The organism is Halomonas sp. H5, assembly GCF_050613175.1.
GTDB lineage: Bacteria > Pseudomonadota > Gammaproteobacteria > Pseudomonadales > Halomonadaceae > Bisbaumannia > Bisbaumannia salifodinae.
In genome coordinates this window covers 383,111-406,519 of sequence record NZ_CP192510.1, presented here as the reverse complement: position 1 = coordinate 406,519, position 23,409 = coordinate 383,111, and the positions used below count along the sequence as shown (strand labels likewise).

The window sequence follows — 23,409 nt, the reverse complement described above, 5'->3', positions numbered from 1 at the left end:
GGCCGTCATGGGCGACGCCGGTTAGATACGACATTGAATCTCCCCGGTTTCGGCGAAATAGCGCCCCAGGCCCTCGGGGGCCTGGTCATCGGTGTCCAGGCGCGCCGCCTCGGCCACCTGGGCCGGGTCCGGGTCGGCGGGCAGGATGCGGGTCTCGCACTCATGATCGCCGCCGACCACCAGGGCATCCTCCCGGGGCGCCCGGTCATCCGCCTCGTGGACCACCTCGATATAGTAGGTGGGATCGAAGACCCGGTAGCGCAGCGTCGCTTCCCCCAGGGGGCGGGGCTCGTCCAGGGGCAGCAGGAAGATAAACTCCACCCGGCCGCCCCGCTCCATCACGGTGTACTCGCTGACCTCGCCCAAGGCCAGGGCGTCGCCGCCGTGACTCACCTCGGTAAAATAGCCCTGAGGGGCCAGGGTATCGCGAATCTCCAGGCCCAACTGATCCAGGCGCGCCTCCATAGGCTCGTCACCCTGGGCACGGCCCAGCTCCTCCAGCAGTACCAGGCTATAGAAGGGATCCATGCGCCAGCGCTGATGCAGTGCCTCGACCCGCCCCTGGTCATCGAGGATCACCCTGACGCCGAGGTCGATCCAGCCATGCGGGTGGGCCTGGACGCTTAGCGGCAGTCCCAGGGCGATCAGCAACAGCAGGCCGCGACGGACCCGACGCAGCAGACGCTTCGGGCTGAGCATAGGGCGACTCCCAAAAAAGTAACAAGATAACATCTTTAGCGTCCATCCGATGCCAGGAAGGCCTCGCGACGCAGGCCATGGCGCTGCATCTTCTGGTTGAGGGTGCGCCGGGGCAGGTCCAGGGCCTCCATGACCGCCTGAATATTGCCGCCATGGCGGCTTAGCGCCTCCCGTAGCAGGGTCGCCTCGAAGGCCTCCATCTGGGCGGCCAGGGATCCGCCCTCCCCCGCCTCGTCGTCCCCCGGGCGGGTCTCCCAGGGCAGCGCCAGGCCGAGGATATAGCGGGTGGCCATATTACGCAGCTCGCGCAGATTGCCCGGCCAGGAATGACGGCTCAGGGCGGCGAGAAGTTCCCCATTCGCCTCCCTCGGGGGGCGCTGGTGTACCTCCGCCGCCTGGCGGCAGAAGTGGGTGAAGAGCCGGGGGATATCCTCGCGGCGCTCGCGCAGCGGCGGCAGCTCGAGCTCGGCAATGGCCAGGCGATAGTAGAGATCCTCGCGGAAGCCACCCTGCCCGGCCAGCGCCAGCAGGTCCTCCTTGGTGGCCGCCACCACCCGCAGATCCACCTGGATAAGCGTATTGCTGCCCAGGCGGGTGATCTCCCCCTCCTGGAGGGCGCGCAGCAGCTTCACCTGGGCCGCCAGCGGCAATGACTCCACCTCGTCCAGGAAGAGGGTGCCGCCACTGGCATGCTCCAGGGTGCCGATACGCCGCTCGACGGCCCCGGTGAAGGCGCCCTTCTCGTGGCCGAAGAGCTCCGACTCGATCAGTTCGGCGGCGATGGCGCCGCAGTTGAGGGCCACGAAGGGGCCCTCGGCGCCGCTCTCGTCATGCAGGGCCCGGGCCACCACCTCCTTGCCGCTGCCGGTCTCCCCCAGCACCAGCACATTGGCCCGGGTGGGGGCCAGATTGGCCAGTTGCTGGCGCAGCGCCACCAGGGCCGGCGCCTCGCCCAACAGCTGTGAGGCCAGGCCGCCCTCGCGCAGCGCCTCGCGCAACCGCCGGTTCTCCTGAGCGAGCCGCCGCCGCTCCAGGGCACGGCGCACGCAGGCCTCCAGCCGCTCCGGGGCGAAGGGCTTCTCGACGAAGTCCCAGGCGCCGTCCCGCATCGCCTCCACCGCCATGGGCACATCGCCATGGCCGGTGATCAGCACCACCGGCGGCGGCTCCTCCAGAGCCTGGACCGCCTTGAGCAGGGCCAGGCCATCGAGCCCCGGCATCTTGACGTCGCTGACCAGCACGCCGCAGGACTCTCCCGCCTGCAGGGCGCCGAGGGCCGCCTGACCCCGTTCGAAGGTACGCACGGCAAGCTCCGAGAGCTCCAGCCACTGGCTCAGGGAGGCCCGCACGTCCGGGTCGTCGTCGACCAGCCAGACAGGCAGCGCGACTCGTTCGATCTCACTCATGGTCGGTCTCTCGATTGCTCTGGACGGCGGCCCGGGGCAGCTCGACCCGGAACCAGGCGCCCCCCGTCGCATTATTGCCGGCCTGGAGCCGGCCGCCCAGGTCCTGAACGATACCGAAGCTGATAAAGAGTCCCAAGCCTAGACCGTCACCCACCGCCTTGGTGGTAAAGAAGGGATCGAAGAGCTTGTCGAGCAGCGCCTCGGGAATGCCCGGCCCATTATCGGCGATACGCACCACCCAGCACGACGACGCCTCCTCGATGCTCACCTCCAGTCGCGGCGCCTCGACGCCGCGCAGGGCATCCAGGGCATTGCGCAGCAGGTTGGTGAGTAGCTGCTCGATGCGCACCTCGTCCCCCAGCACCCAGGGCGCCCCGGCCTCGGGGAGTCGCATCGCCAAGGCGATCTCTTGCGTATCGAGACGCTCGGCCAGCAGCTCCAGCACGAAATCGAGGCGCGCCCGCAGGTCCACCGGCTCCCGGGCGCCGCCCTTGCGGGCGAACAGCTTGAGCTGGCGAATCAGGGTGGCCAGGCGCTCGCAGAGCCCCTGGATACGCTGGAAGTTCTCCTCGGCGGCCTCCGAACGCCCGCGCTGCATCAGCCGCTCGCCGTTGGCCGCATAGGTGCGAATGCCCGACAGGGGCTGGTTGAGTTCGTGGGCGATCCCCGCCGCCATGGTGCCCAGGGCCGCCAGCTTGCCGGCCTGGACCAGCTCCGCCTGAGCCTCGTGCAGGGCGCGGGTGCGCTCCACCACCCGCGCCTCCAGCTGTTCGTTGGCCTCGCGGTAGATCCGCGCCTCCCGCTCGCGCAGGCGCTGGCGCTTCTGCCGCTCGCGCAGCCAGAGCCCCAGCAGCAGCAGCGCCAGCCACACCGCCACGCCCCCCAGCAGGGTATTGCGGGCGCTCACATAGAGGGGACGCACCGGGGTCAGGTAGTGCATCCGCCAGCCCAGGGTCGCCAGTGGCAAGGCACTGGCCATGTAGCGCTCACCGAGCCCCTGCTCGCCGATACGCAGGGAGCCATCTCCCAGCCGGCTTCCGAGGCGTTCCAGGGGGTCCTCCATAAACTGGCGCTGGGCGCGGATCTCCGCCTGGGCCCTCGGCGACAGCTCCCCCAGGCGACGGTAACGCCACTCGGGGCGACTGGAGAGGATCACCACGCCGTTGGCATCCACCAGCAGGACCCGCTCACCGGCCCGGCGCCAGTCGGTCTGCAGCGACTCCAGGGAGACCTTGACCACCAGCACCCCGGTGGGCGACTCGCGCTCCTGGCCCACCGCCGCGGCGATAAAGTAGCCCGGGCGCCCGGTGGTGCTGCCCACGGCGAAGAACTCCCCCCGCCCCCCGGCCAGGGCATCCTGGACATAGGGGCGGAAGCGGTAGTCGTGGCCGACGAAGCTGTCGGGGCCGGCATGATTGCTGCTGGCCAGGGTGACCCCCTCGGCGTCCACCAGGAAGATCGCCTCGGCGCCGGAGCGCTCCGCCACCCGGGCCAGGTGCGCATTGACCTGGGGCAGGAAGACGCCGGCGGGATCGAGCAGGGCGGCCTGCACCAGGGGCTGACGCGCCAGCAGGTCCGGCAGGTAGGTGAAACGTTCCAGGGCCCCCTGCAGGCTGCTGCCATAGAGGGCCAGACGAGCCTCGGCGTGGCGCCGGCCCTCCGCCTGGGCCTGGGCATACTGCCAGTGCCAGAGCCACCAGAGGCTGATCATGGCCAGGGCGGCCAGGGACGCCAACAGCAGGCGCCGGATGCCCCGCCGACTCAAGGCAGCAGACCCAGCTCGGCCTGGAGTTCCACCAGCAGGGGGTCGAGCTCATGGGGGGCCAAGGCCCGACCGTTGCGCCAACCGCGCAGGCCGACACGACTCCCCTCCCCCTCGCTCAGGGCATCGACGCGAATCCGGGCGTCGCCGCGGACGAACTCGAGGCGCCCGAGGCGTGCGTCACCGCCGAGCGCCACATAGCCCCGGTCGGTAAACAGGTTCAGCGCCGCCGTCATCACCGCCGCCTGCGGGGCACCGAGGCTCAGCTCCCGAGGCTCGGCCGCCGGCGGCGCGACGGCGCAGGCGCTCAGCAGCAGGAGCGCCAGGGCACAGATCCAGACTCGTTTCATGTCGCTGTCTCCTCGATGGAGGCCCTCAGGCCGCGGCAGAAGCCGGCGTTGCCGTCGCGTCCCAGGGTGCGGGTCACGCCGTTGGGTTCGTGGCGACGGACCTCGCGGACCACCCTGACCTCGTCCGGGCCCAGCCACACCGAGACGCGTTCCCGGTCGATCGCCCGATAGTCGGGGTGATAGGCGCCGAAGAGGTGCGGATAGGGGCGATGATAACCGAGGCCAAGGGGATGCCACGGATGGCGATCGAAGGGGAAACCATAGGCCCGCAGCGGCCCCGCCGAGGTCCTCTCGGCGCTGATCAGGCCCAGCGCCATATCGCTGTCGCGAAGCCTGAAGCCCTCGACCTCCAGGGCCCGCACCACTCGCTGTGCATAGTCGACCTTCTCCCTGCCTGCCGGGGCCTGCCAACGGCACTCCGCCACCGTCGCCAGCGGCTGGTGCAATGGGGTCACGGCGCTCCCCGCGCAGCCCGCCAGGGCCAGGGGAAGCAACAACATCCAGGGGATACGCATCTTACACCTCCCGAGAGAACCACCGCACGCCGCGACCGCGACACGTGCAAGGGGACGGGGCAGCCCTTATGCTCAGCATAACCCCGCGCCCGGGGCGGCCGGCTCCGATCAAGACGCATGATACCCTTCTTGACCGCCGGCCCAAGGCGAGATTCCCAGGAGGCCATGCCATGAAGATCCTGATCGCCCCCGACAGCTACAAGGACGCCCTGGCGGCCAGCGACGCCGCGGCGGCCATCGCCCGGGGTATCCGCCGCGCCGCCCCCGAGGCCAGCTGCGTGCTCTGCCCCATGGGCGATGGCGGCGAAGGAACCCTGGATGCCCTGCTCGCCGCCACCGGCGCCGAGCGTCGACTGGCCCGGGTCCGGGATGCCCTGGGGCGCCCCGTCGAGGCGGCCTGGGGCTGGTTAGCCAAGTCGCGCACCGCCTTCGTCGAGCTGGCCCAGGCCAGCGGCCTGGAGGCGCTGAGCCGGGACGAGCGCGATGCCCTGAACGCCTCCACCCAGGGCACCGGCGAATTGATCCGCGAGGCCCTGGATGCCGGTGCCCGCCACCTGCTGCTGACCCTGGGGGGCAGCGCCACCAATGACGCCGGGGCGGGCATGCTCCAGGCCCTGGGGGCCCGCCTGCTGAATGCCCGCGGCGAGGAATTGCCCCCCGGTGGCGCGGCCCTGGCCGAGCTGGCACGCCTCGATCTCGATGGCCTCGACCCACGCCTGGCCAGCCTACGGGTGCAGGCCGCCGTGGACGTGGATAACCCCCTGCTGGGCGAACGCGGCGCCAGCGCCGTCTTCGGCCCCCAGAAGGGCGCCGACGAGGCCGCGGTGGGCCGCCTGGATGCCGCCCTGGCGCACTTCGCCGAGCGGGCCGCCGCCCTCCTCGGCGAGGATCATCGCGACCTGCCCGGGGCCGGCGCCGCCGGCGGCATGGGCTTCGCCGCCCGGGCCTTCCTGGGCGCCGAGCTGCGCCCCGGTATCGAGCTGGTGATGGAGCAGGTCGGCTTCGATGCCCTGCTCGAGGGCAGCGACCTGGTGATCACTGGCGAGGGGCAGTTGGATGGCCAGAGCCTGGCCGGCAAGACCCCAGTGGGCATCGCCCGCCGCGCCCGCGCCGCCGGCATCCCCTGCGTGGTGCTGGCGGGACGCCTGGGGCCCCAGTGGCAGGCCGCCCATGATGAGGGCGTCACCACCGCCTTCGCCCTGGCCGACGGCCCCATGGACCTGGATAGCGCCCTGGCCCGCTGCGATGAACTGCTAGCGGATCGCGCCGAGAGCCTGATCCGCCTGATGCGCGTCTGGCACCCCGATGCCTGAGGCGACTACCCGGCTCCTTGCGCTGGATCACGATTAAGGCCGACTATGGGAGCTATGATAAGAAATGTCTTATCATGTCCCGAGCCGGGACCTAGACTGGTATCCGTATTCACCATGGATCAAGGAGGCATCCCAGATGTCCGATATCAACGCCATCGGTCTGCACGAATCCAGCGCCAGCCAGCTCGCCGAGAAGCTCAACGAGCTGCTGGCCAACTACCAGATCTTCTATATGAACGTGCGCGGCTACCACTGGAACGTCAAGGGCCCGCAATTCTTCGAGCTGCACGCCAAGTTCGAGGAGTTCTATACCGACCTGCTGACCAAGGTGGACGAGGTAGCGGAACGCATCCTGACCCTGGGCCATCGGCCGGTGCACGCCTATAGCGACTATACCCAGCTGTCGCGCATCGTCGAGGAGAAGAACGTCCACGACGGCGAGGCCTGCGTGCGCGGCGTGCTCAAGGGCTACCAGACCCTGATCGAGCTGCAGCGGGAGATCCTGTCCCTGGCCTCGGACGCCGACGACGAGGGCACCGCCGCCCAGGCCGGCGACTATATCCGCGAGCAGGAGAAGACCGTCTGGATGCTTAACGCCTATCTGGGCTAGTCAGCCATCCGCTATCTCACCAAGACGCCGCCCTTAGGGCGGCGTCTTGGTTTCTGACTCGAGAGTGCGAATCAGCTCTCGGCCAGCTCCTCCACCAGGGCCCGCAACAGGCCCCAGAACTCCTCGACGGAGTCCAGCTCTACGCATTCATCTGGCGAATGCGCGCCACGAATCAGCGGCCCGAAGGAGATCATCTCGAGTTCCGGGTACTTGCCTCCCAGGATGCCGCACTCCAGTCCCGCATGGATCACCTTGACCTCGGGATCACGTCCCAGATGCCGTCGGTGCAGGTCGCGGAAGCGTGCCAGCAGCCGGCTCTGCGGGTCGGGGGTCCAGCCGGGATAGGCATTCTCCACCCGGGTACGGGCGCCGATCAGCCCGAACAGGGCGCGGAAGCGATCGGCCAGATCCCGAGTGGCGCTGTCACGCAGGGAGCGCACCAGGGCACAGAGGCGGAAGCGCCCCGCCGCCAGGCTCACCACCCCCAGGTTATTGGAGGTCTCCACCACCCCGGGCAGCTCGGCGCTCATGCGCTCTACCCCGCAGGGGGCGGCGTGCAGGGCGTCCACCAGCAGGTGGCTGGCGGTGGGGGTCAGGGCCTCCTCTGCCTCGCCGGCCCAGGGGCTTAGCGTCAGGCGCAGCCCCTCGTCGACGCCCTTGAGCTCGGCGCGCAGCTCCGCCTCCAGGGACGCCAGGCGCGCCCGGGCGGCGACCACTTCGTCCTCCGGCAGCGCCAGGGTGGCGAAGGCCTCCCGGGGCAGGGCATTGCGCAAGGTGCCCCCCTGATAGCCGATCAGGCGCACCTCGCAGGGTGCCAGGGCACGCAGGACCCGCATCAGCAGGCGGTTGGCATTGCCGCGCCCCTTGTGGATATCGATGCCGGAGTGGCCGCCCATCAGGCCGGTCAGGGCCAGCCAGTAGGGGCGCTCCTCCTCGCCCAGGGGGCTGGTGGGTAGCTGCGCCTCCACCACCACGTCGGCGCCGCCGGCGCAGCCCACATAGACCTGGCCGCGGTCCTCGGAGTCCAGGTTGAGCAGCAGTTGCCCCTGAAGCCAGCCCTCGGCGAGGTTGAGGGCGCCGCCCATGGAGGACTCCTCCTCCAGGGTGAAGAGCGCCTCCAGGGGGCCATGCACCAGGGTCTCGTCCTCGAGGATCGCCAGGGCCGCGGCCACGCCCAGGCCGTTGTCGGCGCCCAGGGTGGTGTGGTGGGCATGCAGCCAGTCCTCCGCCACATAGGTATCGATGGGGTCGCGGGTGAAGTCGTGGGGATGATCGGCATTGGCCTGGGCCACCATGTCCAGGTGTCCTTGAAGGATCACCCCGGGGGCCGCCTCACAACCGGGGCTGGCCGCCTTGCGGATACGCAGGTTGCCGTAGGCGTCGCGGTCATGGGCCAGGCCCCGGGCGTCGGCCCAGGCCTCCAGGGTCGCCACCAGGGCCGCCTCGTGGCCGGAGGGGCGCGGGGTATTGCACAGGGTACGGAAGTGGCGCCACAGCAGGCGCGGCTCGAGCTGTTCGAGATGTGCGTTCATAGCGGCTCTGTTCGGTCGATAACCGGGCTACCTTACCGGCCGGCCACGACCAGGAAAAGCCTAATACTACCCCGGACAAGGCACTATCGCAGTTAGCGTTCTTCTCCTGTTGAGGCCCGGGGCTACCCTGGGGGCAGGCCATCGCGGGGCGCTGTGAACCCCTCCCTGGGCGCTACCGATGCCATCCCTGGCATAGGACCCCCGCTCCACCCTGCCCCCAGCGCCCCTCAGCCATTCCACCTGTAATTCCTCTTCTGACCTGGGCTGGTAAACACAGTGGGTGGCGGGGCCAAGGCGAGCGAGTATTACCGGGAACGCTGGCGGCCAGCGCAGCCGCGCGCGGCGCTCGCCAGGGATGGCGAGCGAGGGGGACTCGTGAGGGATTATGTTGTCCCCCGACGCGCAGGCGGCAAGCGCAGCGCCAGGGTTTCGTTCCCGGGATCGCGAGCCTGGCCCCGGCACCCGGCCACCGCCTACGAGAGGGCTAGAGTGGCCTTAGTCCGGGTCATCCAGAAAGGGCACCAGCGCCGCCAGGGCCTGGCGCAGCCGGACCTCCACCTCGCGCCGGCCGCTGAGCGTGAGGGCCCGGGCCAGCCAGGCGGTGTCGCGGCCCTGGAAGAGCGCCGCCACCAGCAGCCAGGCGTGGTCATCATGGGGCGTGCCGCGATACAGCGCCCGGCGCAGGGCGGCCTGGAGGGCGGGGCGCGCCAGGGCCGGGGCGCGCCTGGCGAAGGCCACATCCTCCAGGTCGCGGTGCTGTGCCGGGGTCAAGGCCGGCGCCGATCCCTCCGCCAGCAGCGCCAGGGCCAGCTCGGGCTCCAGCGCCTTGAGCTCGAAGGCCAGCAGGCTGGGCAGCAGGGCCTGGAAGGCCTCGGCCAGCTCCGCCGCCAGGGCCTCGCCGGCGGGGCTGGTGGGGCAGACCACCATCACCGCATGCTCGCCGCTGGAGGCCTCCCGGGTCAGCCCCAGGCGCACCACCCGGAACCCGGCGGCGCGCCAGAAGGCCAGCAACCCCGGCTCGGCACCGAAGCTGGCCCCCAGCAGGTCGATGCCGTCATGGCGGGCCTGCGCCAGCTCGCTGGCCAGCAGCGTCTCGCCGAGCCCCTGCCGGCGGCTCTCCCCATGCACGGCGATACGCATCACCCGGCGCAGCCGCGCCCGCAGCGCCGCCCGGGAGCCGGCATGGGCGGCCAGGGACTGGGCCAGCAGGTGCCCCCGGGGACGGCGCTCGCCGCGGGCCACCCGCTCCGCCAGCTCGGCGGAGAAGCCCCCCTCCTCCACGCAGAGAGTCACCCCCAGGGGGGCACCATTCGCCTCCACCCCGCCGATATGTATTCCCGGCCCATCGAGTAGCTGGCGCAGGTCGCTGGGCTGGGTACGGTAGTGAGCCTGCACCAGCAGGCCGAAGAGGGTCCGCAGGCGTGGCTCATCGGCGGCCAGCTTGGCGCGCCGGTAACGCCGGTGACCCAGGGTCGAGACGGGCGGTAGCGCTGCCGGCGGATCGGCGGGCTCGGCATCCAGCAGCAGCAGGCGGTCGGTCAGCGCCTCCAGGGGGTCCCCCGGCGCCCAGCGCACCGGGGTGATCAGGCGCAGTCCTTGCCATTGGGGGGCCTGGCGCTCGAGGTGTTCGCGAAAACGCAGCGCGAAGCCGCGCCCCGAGCCCTCGTAGCCGTGCACCGTGGTGGCGAAGACCAGGCGCGGGAAGTGACGCAGCCAGCGCCCCAGCAGGGGCACGGGAATGGCCGCCGCCTCGTCCACCAGCAGCAGGCCGCCGTTGGCATCGATCTCGCCGGCGTCCAGGGCCGCCATCAGGGCATCCGGGGCCAGGAAACACACCGCCTGGCCGCTGGCCTCGAGGCGAAAATCGTTGCCCTGGCGACGGCCCTCGGGGCACAGCGCCGCGAGGCGCTCGAAGAGGGCCTCCAGGGCAGCGGGGCGGGGGGCGGTGAGGACGATCCGCGGCTCGCCGGCGGCCAGCCAGCGGGCACAGGCGATGCCCAGGGCGGCGCTCTTGCCGCGACCACGGTCGGCGGTGAGCACCAGGGGACGCCGGCGACGCAGCTTGACCAGCCGCGCCACCGCCTCGGCCTGATCGCGGGTCAGGCAGTCGGCATCGGGGCTCGGGGCCGATGGCGCTGCCTCGCCCAGCAGGGGGGGCTCCGGCGGGGTGCCGGGACGCCAGTCCAGGACCTCCGGGGCGTCCGCCAACAGCCGTGCCAGTCGCGCCAGATAGCGGGCGCTAAGCTGCTCGACCCGATAGGGATGCTCGGCCAGGCGCCGGTAGTCGTCGTCGGGGCGCGCGCCCCAGTCCTCGGGGGTCAGCAGCACCAGCAGGCCCCCGGCCCGCAGGGTACCGGCCAGGGCGCCGAAGGCCTCCGGGTCGAAGCCTTCGCCTTCGCCCTGGGCATCGATCACCACCAGGTCATGCTCGCCGCCCAGGCGGGTGCGCGCCTTGCCGGGCGGCAGGCCATGCTCGACGAGTTCCACAGGGACATGATTGGCGATCCATAGCGGCCGAGCCCAGGCGGCGGCGTTCCAAAGCCCACACGCCCGCGCCCGGCACGCCTCGGCATCGCCGGCCAGCCATACGAGGCCACGCCAGCGGCGCTCGGCCAGGGCGCCGCGCCAGGCCAGCAAGGGAGCGATTTCTTCGGCAATGGACAAGGGGCAACCTCCTGGGGGGCCTCAGTGTAGGGAGGGGCCCGATTCAATACCAGCCGGCGCGCCCTCCCCGCCAGGCGGCCGAGCCGCCGCCATGGCTGCTAACGCGGACCCTAACTGCTATGATTCGCCGTTGTCATCCGCTCCCATTTCACTCTTTATATCGTGCTCCGGCAGGAGGCCCCGCGTGACCCACCCCCCCAGCCAGACCGCGGCATCCCCCGCTCGCCGCCTCCTGCCCCATATCAGCCCCTGGACCCTGCTGACCCTGGTGATCGCCGCCGTGGTGGCCCTGCCGGTACTCACGGTACTGGCCCATGTCTTTATGCCCACCGAGGGCGTCTGGCAGCATCTCGCCGATACCGTATTGCCCCGCTACCTGACCAACACCCTGATCCTGGTGCTGTGCGTGGGCCTGGGCACGGCGCTGATCGGCACCGGCACCGCCTGGCTGGTGGTGATGTGCCGCTTCCCCGGGCGACGACTCTTCGAATGGGCGCTGCTGCTGCCCCTGGCGGTACCCACCTATGTGATCGCCTATGCCTACACCGATTTCCTGCAGTATGCGGGACCCTTGCAGAGCTCGCTTCGGGAGCTCTTCGACTGGGGGCACGGCGACTACTACTTCCCCAATATCCGCTCCCTGGGGGGGGCCGCCACCCTGATCACCCTGGTGCTCTACCCCTATGTCTATATGCTGGCCCGGGCCGCCTTCCTGGAGCAGTCGGTCTGCGTGCTGGACGTGGGCCGTACCCTGGGGCGCGGCCCCTGGCGGCTCTTCTCGAGCATCGCCGTACCCCTGGCGCGCCCGGCCATCGTCGGCGGGGTGTCGCTGGCGCTGATGGAGACCCTCAACGAGTTCGGCGCGGTGCAATTCTTCGGCGTCGACACCTTCACCACCGGCATCTACCGCACCTGGTTCGGCATGGGCGAACCGGTGGCCGCGGCCCAGTTGGCCGCCTGCCTGCTGCTGTTCGTGATGACCCTGGTGCTGCTGGAGCGCTGGTCCCGGGGCAAGCGCCGGTACTTCCATACCTCGAGCCGCTACCAGCAACTGCCGGAGTATCGCCTGGGCGGCCTGCGCGGCCTCGGTGCCTTCCTGGCCTGCGCCCTGCCGGTGCTGGTCGGCTTCCTGATTCCCAGCCTGCTGCTGCTCGATATGGCCATCGCCGAGGGCGACTCCCTGTTCGGCCGACGCTTTATCGACTTCGCCCGCAACAGCCTGATCCTCGCCGCCCTGGCGGCGCTGATGGCGGTGGGCCTGGCGGTGGTGCTCAGCTATGGGGCACGCCTGAGCCGCACCTCCATGACCCGCACCGCCACGCGTATCGCCGCCATGGGCTACGCCATCCCCGGGTCGGTGGTGGCGGTGGGCATCCTGATTCCCTTCGCCTGGCTGGACAGCCGTCTCAACGAGTACCTGCAGACGCACTACGGCATGCTCGTCGGCCTGGTCTTCAGCGGCTCCGCCTTTATCCTGGTCTACGCCTATGTGGTGCGCTTCCTGGCGGTATCGTTCAATACCATCGAGGCGAGCCTGGGCAAGGTCACCCCCTCCATGGACGCCGCTTCCCGCACCCTGGGTCAGACCGCCGGCGGCACCCTGCGCCGCGTGCATACGCCGCTGATGCGCGGCAGCCTGCTGGCGGCGGGCATCCTGGTCTTCGTCGATGTGATGAAGGAGCTGCCCGCCACCATCATCCTGCGCCCCTTCAACTTCGATACCCTGGCGGTACGCGCCCACAACCTGGCCTCGGACGAGCGCCTCGCCGAGGCCTCGACCTCTTCCCTGGCCATCGTGGTGGTGGGCATCATCCCGGTGATCCTGCTGAGCCTGGCGATGCGCCGCTCACGCCCCGGCAGTGGCGTCCGCGAAGACGAAGACCTGTGAGGGATCCAGGGTCAGCATGACCGGCTGGCCCTCCTCGGGCAGGAAGACCCCCGGTACCCGGGCATGCAGGTGATGCTCGCCATCCGGCCAGTGGGCGCAGATATGCAGCAGGCTGGAGCGCCCCAGCAGCCGCGCCATGATCACATGGCTGGCGCCGTGCTCGGCGGGGGCCTCCAGGGACGAGACGCTCAGCGCCTCGGGGCGGATCAGCACCCGGGCGGCGGCGCCCTCGGCCAGCCCCGCGGCGCGCACCGGCCCCACCGGGGTCTGCACCACGCCGTTGCGCACCTCCCCCCGCCACTCGTTGACCTCGCCGAAGAAGGTCACCACGAAGGGATCCTCGGGTTCGCAGTAGAGCTCCTGGGGCGTGCCCATCTGCACGATGCGTCCGTCGCGCATCAGGGCGATGCGGTCGGCCATGAACATCGCCTCCTCCGGGTCGTGGGTCACCAGCAGGGTGGCCGCGCCGACCTTCTTGAGCACATGCAGGGTGTCGTCGCGGATGCGATCGCGCAGCCGCGCGTCCAGGCTGGAGAAGGGCTCATCCAGCAGCATCAGCTGCGGCGCCGGGGCCAGGGCCCGGGCCAGGGCGACGCGCTGCTGCTGGCCCCCGGAGAGCATATGCGGGTAGCTCTTGGCGTAGCCGGCCATGCCCAACTGGTCGAGCAGCGCCAGGGCGCGCTGCTGGCGCAGCTTGGCGGGCTGGCCCTCGAGACCGAAGGTGACATTGTCGAGCACCGTCAGGTGCGGGAAGAGCGCCGAGTCCTGGAAGGCCAGACCGACGTTGCGCTTCTCCGGCGGCAGGTGCCGCAGCCCCGGTCCGGCGATGCGCTCGTCGCCCAGGAAGAGCTCGCCCTGCTGCAACGGCTCCAAGCCCGCGGCGATGCGCAGCAGGGTGGTCTTGCCACAGCCGGAGGGGCCAAGCAGGCAGACCACCTCCCCCGGCGCCATGTCCAGGCTGACATCATGGACCACGGCATGGCCATCGTAGGCATGGCGGACACTTTGCATGGAGAGAGCGCCGGCGGGGTGCGGCGCGACCTGGGCGATATCGGCGAGGGTCTCGGTGCTGGTCATAGGCTCGAACGGGTCGGGTTCAACGACGAAGACGTGTCCGCCCATCTTACGCGAGAAAGCGCCAAGTGCGGTTACCTTTTACTCGCATTCTCATCCCGATATCGCAACCGCTAGTTGACGCGCGAGGTACAAACGGCTTCAATAAAGCCGAAAATAATACGAAGTATTATCATTCTAGCAAAAATCAATAAACTGCCACTCTCAGAGGTGCCCGATGCTCAACCGCCACCGTCTCGCCGCCACCGTCGCCATGGTCATGGCCGGCTCGGCCTTCGCTTCCCAGGTCGCCGCCGACGAGGTGAACATCTACTCCGCGCGGCACTATGACTCCGACCAGGCCCTCTTCGATGCCTTCACCGCCGAGACCGGCATCGAGGTCAATGTACTGGAGGGCGATTCCGACCAGTTGATCCAGCGCATCCAGCGCGAGGGCGCGGCCAGCCCCGCCGATGTGATGATCACCGTGGACGCCGGTCGCCTGTGGCGCGCCGAGCAGGAAGGCATCTTCCAGGGCATCGACTCCGAGGTGCTCGACGAGCGCCTGCCGGAATCCATGCGCCATCCGGAGGGCCTGTGGTTCGGCTTCAGCCAGCGGGTGCGGGCGATCTTCTATGATCTCGAGAACGTCGACCCCAGCGAGATCGGCAGCTACGAGAACCTCGCCGATCCGCGCTTCGAAGGCCAGGTCTGCATTCGCTCCTCCAACAATATCTACAACCAGTCCCTGCTGGCCTCGATGATCGCCCATCATGGCGAAGAGGAAGCCGAGGCCTGGGCCCAGGGCGTGGTCAACAACATGGCCCGCGATCCCGAGGGCGGCGACACCGACCAGATCCGTGGCGTGGCCAGCGGCGAGTGCGATATCGCCGTGGCCAACCACTACTACTATGTGCGCCTGCTCAACTCCGATGACGAGGCGGATCGCGAGGCGGCGAGCCGCGTCGGCATCTACTTCCCCAACCAGGACGACCGCGGCGCCCACGTCAATGTCGGCGGCGCCGGCGTGGTGGAAGGCGCACCGAACCGCGACAACGCCATCCGCCTGCTGGAGTTCCTGGCCTCCGACACCGCCCAGGAGCTGTTCGCCGCCGGCAACTACGAGTTCCCGGTCGTCGACGGCGTGGCGAAGAGCGACGACCTGGAAGCCTGGGGCGACTTCAAGAAGGATGACCTGAATATCAGCGTCCTCGGCGAGAACAACCCGGAAGCGATCCGCATCTTCGATCGCGTCGGCTGGCGCTAAGCGTTACGCCTTAACCGGTGCATCCCGAGACCCGCGGCCCAGGCCGCGGGTCTTTGCATTTGGGCCAATGCCCTCAGGGCTCCGAGTTTGGGTCGCTGCCCTCAGGGCTCGATGCCCAGCATCGCCTCGCGCAGCCGTTCCACCAGCACCCCGGTGGCCAGCGGCAGGTCGCGGTCACTGTGGCGGCAGAGACTGAGCCGGGCCTTGGCGATACTGCGCTCCCGCAGCGGCCGGAACAGCAGCTCGCCATGGATCCGCTCCCGGGCGATATCGAGGCGATTGAGGAAGGCCACCCCCAGGCCCGCCCGGGCCATCGACTTGATGCCCAGGATACGATTGCAGGCCACATAGGGAGCCGCCTCGAGATCGGCCCGCGCCAGCACCTGCTGCAGGGTCGAGCCATGGAACATCTCGCTGTCGGGGAGGATCGCCGGATACGCCAGGCACTCCTCGAGACTCACCATGGCCTGCGCCGCCAGGGGATGGTGCGGCGCCATGACGGCGCCGAACTCCAGCGCCACCTGCTCGATCACATGGATCTTGGGCAGCGTCGGCGGATTGATGCATAGGCCGATATCGGCCTCGCCGGTGGCCACCCGCTCGAGGATGGCGTCGGTCATGCCGGTCATCACCACGAAGCGCACCCGCGGAAAGTCGCGACGAAACTCCGCCAGCACCTCCGGCAATAGCTGGTCGGTCAGCGACTCGACGCTGGCGATACGCACCTCGGCACAACCGCTGCCGCGAATCTCCCCCAGGGCCTCCTGCAGGCCTCGCTCGTCGCGCTGCCACTGGCGTACCTGCTCGAGCATCAGTTCCCCGGCCGGGGAGAGCCGCAGCCCCCGCGGCAGGCGCTCGAAGAGCGGCACCCCCAGCTCGTCCTCCAGCTTGAGAATCTGGCGATTGACCGCCGAGGCGGCCACATGCAGCCGCTCCGCGGCCCGGCGCAACGAGCCCTGGCGAGCGACCTCCTCGAAGTAGCGTAGTCCCGGCAACAGCAGATGCATGACTCCCCCGCGAACTGTTGCCATTTAGGCAACGATTAGTGCGAAACAATATTATGGAACAGAACACAAGGGCTCGCTAGGGTTGAGGTACCGGCCGCCTTCCCGCGGCCGGCGCTCACAACAACAAGAGGACTCCCGATGAACACCACCCCCAAGCCAACCGAGGCGGTAGAGCCCGTGGACGAGCGGTTGCCGCTGGGCACCCTGCTGCTCTATGGGCTGCAGCATGTGCTGGTGATGGCGGCCGCACCCATCACCGCGGCCTTCCTGATCGGCCATACCCTGGACCTGCCGGACGACGTCACCGTGGGCCTGATGAGCGCCATCTTCCTGGCCTGTGGCCTGGCCGGCATCCTGCAGTCCGTCGGCGCCTTCGGCTTCGGCGCCCGCCTGCCCTTCGTGCAGGTCCCCGGCGGCGCCCCCCTGGTGATCTTCCTGGCCATCGCCCAGGCCACCGACCTGCAGACCGCCACCGGCGCGGTGATCCTCACCGGCCTCTTCTATTTCCTGGCCCTGCCCTTCTTCACCCGGCTGCTGAAGTACTTTCCACCCATCGTCATCGGCACCATGCTGCTGCTGGTGGCGATCAACCTGATCCGCATCTTCGGCGGCCTGATCACCGGGCGCCCCGGTTCGCCGGACTTCGCCAGCATGGGCGGCATCGCCCTGGCCCTGGTCACCATCGCCTGCACCGTGCTCTTCGCCCGCTGCTTCAGCGGCATCTGGCAGCGTATCGCCGTGATGCTGGGCCTGCTGGCCGGGGCGACGGTGGCCGTCCTCAGCGGCGCCATGAGCTTCGACAACGTGCTCACCGGTCCGGTCGTGGCCTTCCCCCAGCCCTTCCCCTTCGGCATGCCGAAGTTCGATCTCTTCGCCTCCCTGCCGCTGCTGATCTTCTGCGTGGTGTCGATGACCGAGGCCACCGGCCAGACCCTGGCCACCGCCGAGATCGTCGGCCGCAAGGGCGACCACAAGGCCATCGTGCCGCGCAATATCCGCGCCGATGCCCTGGGCTCGCTGTTCGGCGGCTGTTTTGGCACCTCGCTGATCATCACCAGCGGCGAGAACATCGGCATCATCCGCGCCACCGGGGTGCGCTCCCGCTACGTGACCATCGCCGCCGGCGCCATGCTGGTGCTGCTGGCCCTGATCGCGCCCCTGGGGCGGCTGGCCCATGCCGTCCCCACCGCCGTGGTGGCGGGGACCGCGGTAATCGTCTTCGCCATCATCGGCGTGATGGGCATCAATATCCTGCGCAAGGTGGACTTCGATCAGAACGGCAATATGTTCACCCTGGCCGCGGCCCTGGCCATGGGCATCCTGCCCATCGTGGTGCCGGGCTTCTACAGCGCCTTCCCGCAGCACCTGCAGATCGTGCTGGGCAATGGCCTGGCCATGGGCACCCTCACCGCGGTGCTGGTGAATATCCTCTTCCATCACCTGGGGACCTCGCACCGGCCGCGTAACGGCGGCGCAGCGGCTCCCCTCGACGCCTCCAAGGGAGACTAAGGCATGACCCATCCCACCCGCTCCGCGCCACGGCTGACGCCCGATCGCCTCGGCGACGAGACCCTGCTGCTGCTGCCCGAGGAGGTGCTGCTCCCCGAGGGCTGCCAGGCGAACCAGGCGGTACTGGTCGCCGCGGGCAAGTTCCAGGAAGTGGGCGATGCCAGGGCCCTGTGCCGCCGCCACCCGGAGCTGACCCCCATCGAACTACCAGGGCACTTGCTGATGCCGGGGCTGATCGACACCCACCACCACCTGACCCAGTCCCTGGGCAAGTCCCTGGTGTTCGGCGAACCCTCGGAGATCTTCAAGCGCATCTGGATTCCCCTGGAGGCCAGCCTCGACGAGGAGCTGCTGCACCTGTCGGCCAAGCTGGCGGCCCTGGAGGCGCTGCGCGGCGGCTTCACCACCGCCGTGGATGCCGGCACCCGCTCCGCCGCCGATATGACGGCCATCGCCCGGGCCGCCGAGGAGACCGGCCTGCGCTGCGTGCTGGGGATGATCTGCAATGACCTGGGCGGCGGCGCCAGCGACTCCGACCCCGAGGCCAGGACGGCGATCCTGCAACGGGCCGAGCGGCACCTGGCCCAGTGGCAGTCCCACCCCCTGGTCAGCCCGTCGCTGGCGGTATCGATCCCCGAGGTGGCCAGCGACGCCATGCTGCACGCCGCCTCCGCGCTGAGCGCGGAGGCGGGGGTGATCTTCCAGACCCATGTCAACGAGCACCTGCAGGCGGTGGAACGCTCCCTGGTGGCGCGCCGCCAGCGCCCCCTGGAGCACCTGCATGCGGTCGGCGCCCTGGGCCCCCAGGCCCTGGTGGCCCATGCCACCCTGGTCACCCCGGACGAGCTCAACCTGCTGCGCGACACCGACACCGCGGTGGCCTTCAATCCGGTGGCCAGCAGCTGGAAGGGCAATGCGGTGGCCCCGGCCCTGCAGATGGCGGCGCTGGGAATCCGCCTCGGCCTGGGCACCGACGGTACCCGCAGCGACGGCTTCCGCCTGCTGGATGCCGCCGAGACCAGCCAGCGCCTGGCCTTCGGGCTGGCCAGCGGCGACTCCTCCTGCGGCGGCGGCTGGCGCTGGCTGGAGCAGGCCACCCGCGGCGGCGCCGATGCCGCGGGGCTCAAGGGCCTGACCGGCGAGATCGCCCCGGGGCTGGCCGCCGACTTCCTGCTGGTGGACCTGGAGGTTCCGGAGATGACGCCCTCCTGGGATCGCCCCTGGGAGCTGGTGCGCTACGCCAGCCGTGACCAGATCACCGCCGTCTTCACCAACGGTCGCCTGCGCCTCTGGCAGGGCTGGCCCCTGGAGTGGGATGGTCGCGCCCTGCTGCGCCGGGTGCGCGAGGCCGCCGCCGCGGTGCGCGAGGCGCCGATCTATCGCGTCCACCCCGAGGCCAGCGAGCACCGCGCCCGCAGCCGCGGCAAGGCGATGATCGCCGAGGCCCTGGATAGCGCGAGGCGCCAGCATCATGGGTGATGTCACGATCTTCCTGATCCTGGCCCTGGCCACCGCCGTGGCGGCCTTTATCCAGGGCGCCGTGGGCATCGGCTTCGCCCTGGTGGTGGCGCCGGTGATGGGGCTGCTGCGACCGGACCTGCTGCCGGTCGCCCTGCTGATCCTGATGCTGCCCCTCAACGGCTATGTGGGACTGCGGGAGCGCGACGCCATCGACTGGAAGGGGGTGGGCTGGGTCAGCCTGGGGCGACTGCCGGGGACCCTGGCCGGCCTGGGCATCCTGGTGGTGATGTCCGCCGACGGCCTCAACCAGGTGATCGGCGCCTCCACCATCCTCGCCGTGCTGGCGGGGCTGTTCGCCCCGGTCTTCCAGCCCAATCGCAGCGCCTGCGCCGCGGTGGGCCTGGTCACCGGGGTCACCGAGACCGCCACCGGGGTCGGCGGCCCGCCGCTGGCGCTGCTCTACCAGCACCGCCCGGGGCCGGTGCTGCGCGCCACCATCGCCCTGTGCTTCCTGGTCGGCGAGCTGATCTCCCTGGCCATCCTCGCCCTGGCCGGCCAGTTCCAGCCCCATCAGTGGCTATGGGCCCTGGCCCTGCTGCCGGCCCTGGCCGTGGGCAGTATCGCCAGCCGCCTGGTGCATCATCGCCTGGATGCCCGGCGCATGCGCCTGGGGGTGCTGACCTTCGCGCTGATCTCCGGCATCGTGCTGCTGATTCCCCGCTGACTTAGCGACCGGCTCGGCGACTCGCTCAACGGCTAACTCAATGATAACGCCGCGCCAGGGCCTCGGGGCTGGCGCCCAGCCAGTAGGCCAGGCGCAGCCGCCACATCAGCAGGATGGTGCGACAGACCCCGCAGCGCTCCCAGCGCCGCCCCGAGGTGGTGACGGTCAGGCGCAGGCAGCGCGGCGCGCCGCGGCGCTTGAGGCGCCGGGAGAGCTCGATATCCTCCATCAGCGGCTGGTCCGGGTAGCCCCCTACGGCGTCGAAGGCCCGTCGGGTGACGAAGATCGCCTGGTCGCCGGTGGCGATACCGGTCAGCCGCGAGCGCCGGTTCATCAGCCAGGCCACCCCCCGCAGCAGCGGATGCTGCCCCTCGATACGCACATCGAAACGCCCCCAGTCGCCCGTCGCCAGGGCCGCCAGCAGGGCGGCGCGTCCACCCTCGGGGAGCCGGGTATCGGCATGCAGGAAGAGCAGCCGCGGTGCCGAGGCCACCGCGGCGCCGGCATTCATCTGGGCGGCGCGGCCCCGGGGCGACTCGATCAGGGTCGCCCCGGCGGCCCGGGCCAGCGCCGGGCCGGCGTCTTGGCTGCCGCCATCCACCACCAGGATCTCGTCACCGGCGTCGCGGTACTCGGCCAGGGCGGCGAGCAGCCCCGGCAGGTTCTCGGCCTCGTCGAGCACCGGGATCACGATCGCCAGCGCGGGGCTCCCTTCAGCCGGACTCCCCCCAGCCGGGCTCATTCTAGTGGGCCTCGTCCCAGTTGGCGCCGCTCTCGGCCTCGACGATCAGCGGCACGCGCAGCTCGGCGGCATCGGTCATGCGCACCTTCACCGCCTCGATAAAGTCGTCCACCTGGGCCTCGGCCACCTCGAAGACCAGTTCGTCGTGGACCTGCATCACCATCCAGGCATCGACGTCCTCGGCCTGCCGCAGCCAGGCGTCCACGGTGATCATGGCGCGCTTGATGATATCCGCGGCGGTGCCCTGCATGGGGGCATTGATGGCGGTGCGCTCGGCGCCCTGGCGGCGGGCGCGGTTCTGGGCATGGATCTCCGGCAGGTAGAGGCGCCGGCCGAAGACGGTCTCCACATAGCCCTCCTCGGCGGCCTGGGCGCGGATGCGCTCCATATAGCGGGCCACCCCGGGGTAGCGGTCGAAGTAGCGCTCGATATAGGTCTGTGCCTGGTTGCGCTCCAGGTGCAGCTGGCGCGACAGCCCCCAGGCGCTCATGCCATAGATCAGCCCGAAGTTGATCGCCTTGGCGCTGCGCCGCTGGTCCGGGGAGACCTTGTCCAGCGGCACCCCGAACACCTCGGCGGCGGTGGCGGCGTGGATATCGCGTCCCTCGGCGAAGGCGTTCAGTAGCCCCTGGTCCTCGGAGAGATGCGCCATGATGCGCAGCTCGATCTGCGAGTAGTCGGCGGCGACGATACGGTAGCCGGGGCGCGCCACGAAGGCCTGGCGGATCTTGCGTCCCTCTTCCGTGCGGATGGGAATGTTCTGCAGGTTGGGGTCCGAGGAGGAGAGCCGCCCGGTGGCGGTGACCGCCTGGTGATAGCTGGTATGCAGCCGCCCGGTGGCCTTGTTGACCAGCCGCGGCAGCTTGTCGGTGTAGGTGGAGCGCAGCTTGGCCAGGCCGCGGTGCTCCATGATCACCTTGGGCAGCGGGTAGTCCAGCGCCAGCTCCTCGAGCACCGCCTCGGCGGTGGACGGCGCCCCCTTGGGGGTCTTCTTGAGCACCGGGATCTTTTGCTCCTCGAAGAGGATCTGGCCCAGCTGCTTGGGGGAGCTCAGGTTGAACTCGCGGCCGGCGAGCTCATAGGCCTCGGCCTCCAGGGCCTGGATGCGCGTCGCCAGCTCCCGGCTCTGCTCATGCAGGCGCTGGGCATCCAGGGCCACGCCATGGCGCTCCATGCGCGACAGCACCGGGATCAAGGGCCGCTCCAGCGTATCGAGCACCTCGGCCAGGCGCCCCTCCCCCTCCAGGCGCGGGCGCAGGGTCTGGTGCAGGCGCAGGGTGATATCCACGTCCTCGCAGGCATAGGGCACCGCCTGCTCCAGGGCGATCTGGTTGAAGGTCAGCTGCTTGGCGCCCTTGCCGGCGACCTCCTCGAAGGAGGTGGTCTTCTCGCCCAGGTACTTCAGCGCCAGGGAGTCCATGTCGTGGCGGGTGGCGGTGGAGTCCAGCACATAGGACTCCAGCATGGTGTCGGTCAGCGGCCCCACCACGCGGATAGCGTAGTTGGCCAGCACCGAGATATCGTACTTGAGGTTCTGGCCGATCTTGCCCTTGGCGGGGTCCTCCCAGAGCGGCTTGAGGGCCTCGAGCACCGCCTCGCGGTCGAGCTGGGCCGGGGCATCCAGGTAGTCGTGGGCCAGCGGGATATAGGCCGCCTCACCGGGCGCAAGCGAGAGCCCCACGCCGACGACCTCCGCCTGCATATAGTCGAGGCTGGTGGTCTCCAGGTCGAAGCAGAAGACCTCGGCCGCCTCCAGGCGCGCCAGCCAGGCGTCGAAGTCGCCCTGCTCGAGGATCACGCTGTCCTGGCGCTGGGCGCTCGTCGGGGACGCCTCGCCCTCCGCCGCGGCCGAGGTGCCCGTGGCCACGTCATCGACGCCCTCGTCCTTGCCCTCGAGCAGCTCCGCCAGCCAGGTCTTGAACTCCAGCTCCCGGTAGAGCGTCACCAGGCGCTCCCGGTCCGGGTGGGCGATATCCAGGTCGTCGAGGCCCACCGGCAGCTCGCAGTCGGTCTTGATGGTGGCCAGTTGATAGGAGAGGAAGGCCTGGTCGCGATTCGCCTCGAGCTTCTTGGGCAGGGTCTTGGCGCCGCGAAAGCCCAGGCTGGCGACCGTCTCCAGGTCGGCGTAGATCGCCTCCAGGCCGCCGCCCATGCCCTGCAGCAGACCGAGGGCGGTCTTCTCGCCGACCCCGGGCACGCCGGGGATGTTATCCACCTTGTCGCCCATCAGGGCCAGGAAGTCGATGATCAGCGACGGCGGCAGGCCGAACTTCTCCTCCACTCCGGCCTCGTCCAGGGTCTCGCCCTTCATGGTGTTGACCAGGGTGATGTGCTGGTTGACAAGCTGGGCCATGTCCTTGTCGCCGGTGGAGATCACCGCGTCGCGGCCGGCCTCGGTGGCATGGCGGGCCAGGGTACCGATGACATCATCCGCCTCGACCCCCTCGATGCACAGCAGCGGCAATCCCAGGGCGCGGATGCAGTCATGGAGCGGCTCCACCTGGGCGCGCAGGTCGTCCGGCATGGGCGGACGCTGGGCCTTGTAGTCGGCGTAGAGCTCGTCGCGGAAGGTCTTGCCCTTGGCATCGAAGACCACCGCCATGGGACTGTCCGGGTACTCCTTGATCAGGCTCTTGAGCATATTGAGCACGCCCTTGACCGCACCGCTGGGCTGGCCCCTGGAGGTGGTCAGGGGCGGCAGCGCATGAAAGGCGCGGTAGAGGTAGGAGGAACCGTCGACGAGAACGATGGGGGGCTTGGCCATGGGCGGAATATCCAGTTGCGGCGGCAATATCGTGGGGCCCATGATACGCAGCGGCGGCGGTCGCGTCAGGCCGGGAAGCCATCGAGAGGGGAATTCCCCCGGCCAAGTCGGGGTCCTATACTACGAACGGCGTTTCTTAACCT

Annotated in this window: 18 protein-coding genes; 7 read left to right on the top strand and 11 right to left on the bottom strand. The window is 69.8% G+C overall.

Annotated features, from left to right (window positions below; translation table 11 throughout):
* Positions 1-21 precede the first annotated feature (21 nt).
* Genes ACQ1W9_RS01895 through ACQ1W9_RS01875 form a run of 5 tightly spaced genes read right to left on the bottom strand, consistent with a single transcriptional unit; the run spans position 22 to position 4,732 of the window.
* Complete coding sequence (locus ACQ1W9_RS01895) at positions 22-699, bottom strand: DUF1007 family protein (RefSeq protein ID WP_431025055.1); 678 nt, start codon at positions 697-699, stop codon at positions 22-24.
* Between the two features lie 35 nt (positions 700-734).
* Positions 735-2,105, bottom strand: a complete 1,371-nt coding sequence (locus ACQ1W9_RS01890) for a sigma-54-dependent transcriptional regulator (protein ID WP_431025054.1) — start codon at positions 2,103-2,105, stop codon at positions 735-737.
* Positions 2,098-3,870, bottom strand: a complete 1,773-nt coding sequence (locus ACQ1W9_RS01885; RefSeq protein ID WP_431025053.1) for a sensor histidine kinase — start codon at positions 3,868-3,870, stop codon at positions 2,098-2,100. The genes ACQ1W9_RS01890 and ACQ1W9_RS01885 overlap by 8 nt, the downstream gene beginning before the upstream one ends.
* Complete coding sequence (locus tag ACQ1W9_RS01880; protein WP_431025052.1) at positions 3,867-4,217, bottom strand: hypothetical protein; 351 nt, start codon at positions 4,215-4,217, stop codon at positions 3,867-3,869. Before ACQ1W9_RS01880 ends, ACQ1W9_RS01885 begins: the two co-directional genes overlap by 4 nt.
* Positions 4,214-4,732: a hypothetical protein gene (locus tag ACQ1W9_RS01875; protein WP_431025051.1), complete on the bottom strand. Its 519-nt coding sequence runs from the start codon at positions 4,730-4,732 to the stop codon at positions 4,214-4,216. The genes ACQ1W9_RS01880 and ACQ1W9_RS01875 overlap by 4 nt, the downstream gene beginning before the upstream one ends.
* Positions 4,733-4,902: 170 nt before the next feature.
* Here ACQ1W9_RS01875 and ACQ1W9_RS01870 point away from each other — a divergent pair, with 170 nt between their 5' ends.
* Entirely contained in the window at positions 4,903-6,045 is a 1,143-nt protein-coding gene (locus ACQ1W9_RS01870) for a glycerate kinase (protein ID WP_431025050.1), read from the top strand.
* A 136-nt stretch (positions 6,046-6,181) separates the two neighbouring features.
* Entirely contained in the window at positions 6,182-6,655 is a 474-nt protein-coding gene (locus ACQ1W9_RS01865) for a Dps family protein (RefSeq protein ID WP_346063661.1), read from the top strand.
* A gap of 71 nt (positions 6,656-6,726) precedes the next feature.
* Here the strand turns inward: ACQ1W9_RS01865 and ACQ1W9_RS01860 are convergent, their stop codons facing one another.
* The gene (locus ACQ1W9_RS01860) at positions 6,727-8,187 is read right to left on the bottom strand and encodes an aminoacyl-histidine dipeptidase (protein WP_431025049.1); all 1,461 of its coding nucleotides are present in this window, start codon (positions 8,185-8,187) and stop codon (positions 6,727-6,729) included.
* Between the two features lie 495 nt (positions 8,188-8,682).
* Positions 8,683-10,851 carry a tRNA(Met) cytidine acetyltransferase TmcA gene (locus ACQ1W9_RS01855; RefSeq protein ID WP_431025048.1) on the bottom strand — a complete coding sequence of 723 codons (2,169 nt, stop codon included), beginning with the start codon at positions 10,849-10,851 and terminating at the stop codon, positions 8,683-8,685.
* 232 nt (positions 10,852-11,083) lie between these two features.
* On the opposite strand from ACQ1W9_RS01855, the gene ACQ1W9_RS01850 reads away from it, so the two are divergent.
* On the top strand, positions 11,084-12,739 hold the full coding sequence (locus ACQ1W9_RS01850) for an ABC transporter permease (protein ID WP_431026394.1): 1,656 nt from the start codon (positions 11,084-11,086) through the stop codon (positions 12,737-12,739).
* Here the strand turns inward: ACQ1W9_RS01850 and ACQ1W9_RS01845 are convergent.
* Positions 12,698-13,816, bottom strand: coding sequence for an ABC transporter ATP-binding protein (locus ACQ1W9_RS01845; protein WP_431025047.1), 1,119 nt, complete (start codon positions 13,814-13,816; stop codon positions 12,698-12,700). The genes ACQ1W9_RS01850 and ACQ1W9_RS01845 overlap by 42 nt on opposite strands.
* Before the next feature lie 214 nt (positions 13,817-14,030).
* Between ACQ1W9_RS01845 and ACQ1W9_RS01840 the strand changes: the two genes are divergently transcribed.
* Positions 14,031-15,059: a Fe(3+) ABC transporter substrate-binding protein gene (locus ACQ1W9_RS01840; RefSeq protein ID WP_431025046.1), complete on the top strand. Its 1,029-nt coding sequence runs from the start codon at positions 14,031-14,033 to the stop codon at positions 15,057-15,059.
* Between the two features lie 101 nt (positions 15,060-15,160).
* Here ACQ1W9_RS01840 and ACQ1W9_RS01835 read toward each other — a convergent pair whose 3' ends face one another.
* Positions 15,161-16,090 carry a LysR family transcriptional regulator gene (locus ACQ1W9_RS01835; protein ID WP_431025045.1) on the bottom strand — a complete coding sequence of 310 codons (930 nt, stop codon included), beginning with the start codon at positions 16,088-16,090 and terminating at the stop codon, positions 15,161-15,163.
* 114 nt (positions 16,091-16,204) lie between these two features.
* Here ACQ1W9_RS01835 and ACQ1W9_RS01830 point away from each other — a divergent pair, with 114 nt between their 5' ends.
* The 3 genes from ACQ1W9_RS01830 to ACQ1W9_RS01820 are packed head-to-tail and all read left to right on the top strand — an operon-like array spanning position 16,205 to position 19,760.
* A complete protein-coding gene (locus tag ACQ1W9_RS01830) occupies positions 16,205-17,575 on the top strand; it encodes a uracil-xanthine permease family protein (RefSeq protein WP_431025044.1) in 1,371 nt (456 codons plus the stop codon).
* Between the two features lie 3 nt (positions 17,576-17,578).
* Positions 17,579-19,054, top strand: a complete 1,476-nt coding sequence (locus tag ACQ1W9_RS01825) for an amidohydrolase family protein (RefSeq protein WP_431025043.1) — start codon at positions 17,579-17,581, stop codon at positions 19,052-19,054.
* Positions 19,047-19,760, top strand: a complete 714-nt coding sequence (locus ACQ1W9_RS01820; protein ID WP_431025042.1) for a sulfite exporter TauE/SafE family protein — start codon at positions 19,047-19,049, stop codon at positions 19,758-19,760. The genes ACQ1W9_RS01825 and ACQ1W9_RS01820 overlap by 8 nt, the downstream gene beginning before the upstream one ends.
* Before the next feature lie 37 nt (positions 19,761-19,797).
* On the opposite strand, the gene ACQ1W9_RS01815 is transcribed toward ACQ1W9_RS01820, so the two are convergent.
* Together ACQ1W9_RS01815 and polA are read right to left on the bottom strand one after the other, a co-directional pair.
* Positions 19,798-20,502, bottom strand: a complete 705-nt coding sequence (locus ACQ1W9_RS01815; RefSeq protein WP_431025041.1) for a TIGR04283 family arsenosugar biosynthesis glycosyltransferase — start codon at positions 20,500-20,502, stop codon at positions 19,798-19,800.
* A gap of 1 nt (position 20,503) precedes the next feature.
* The gene (gene polA / locus ACQ1W9_RS01810) at positions 20,504-23,266 is read right to left on the bottom strand and encodes a DNA polymerase I (protein WP_431025040.1); all 2,763 of its coding nucleotides are present in this window, start codon (positions 23,264-23,266) and stop codon (positions 20,504-20,506) included.
* Positions 23,267-23,409 lie beyond the last annotated feature (143 nt).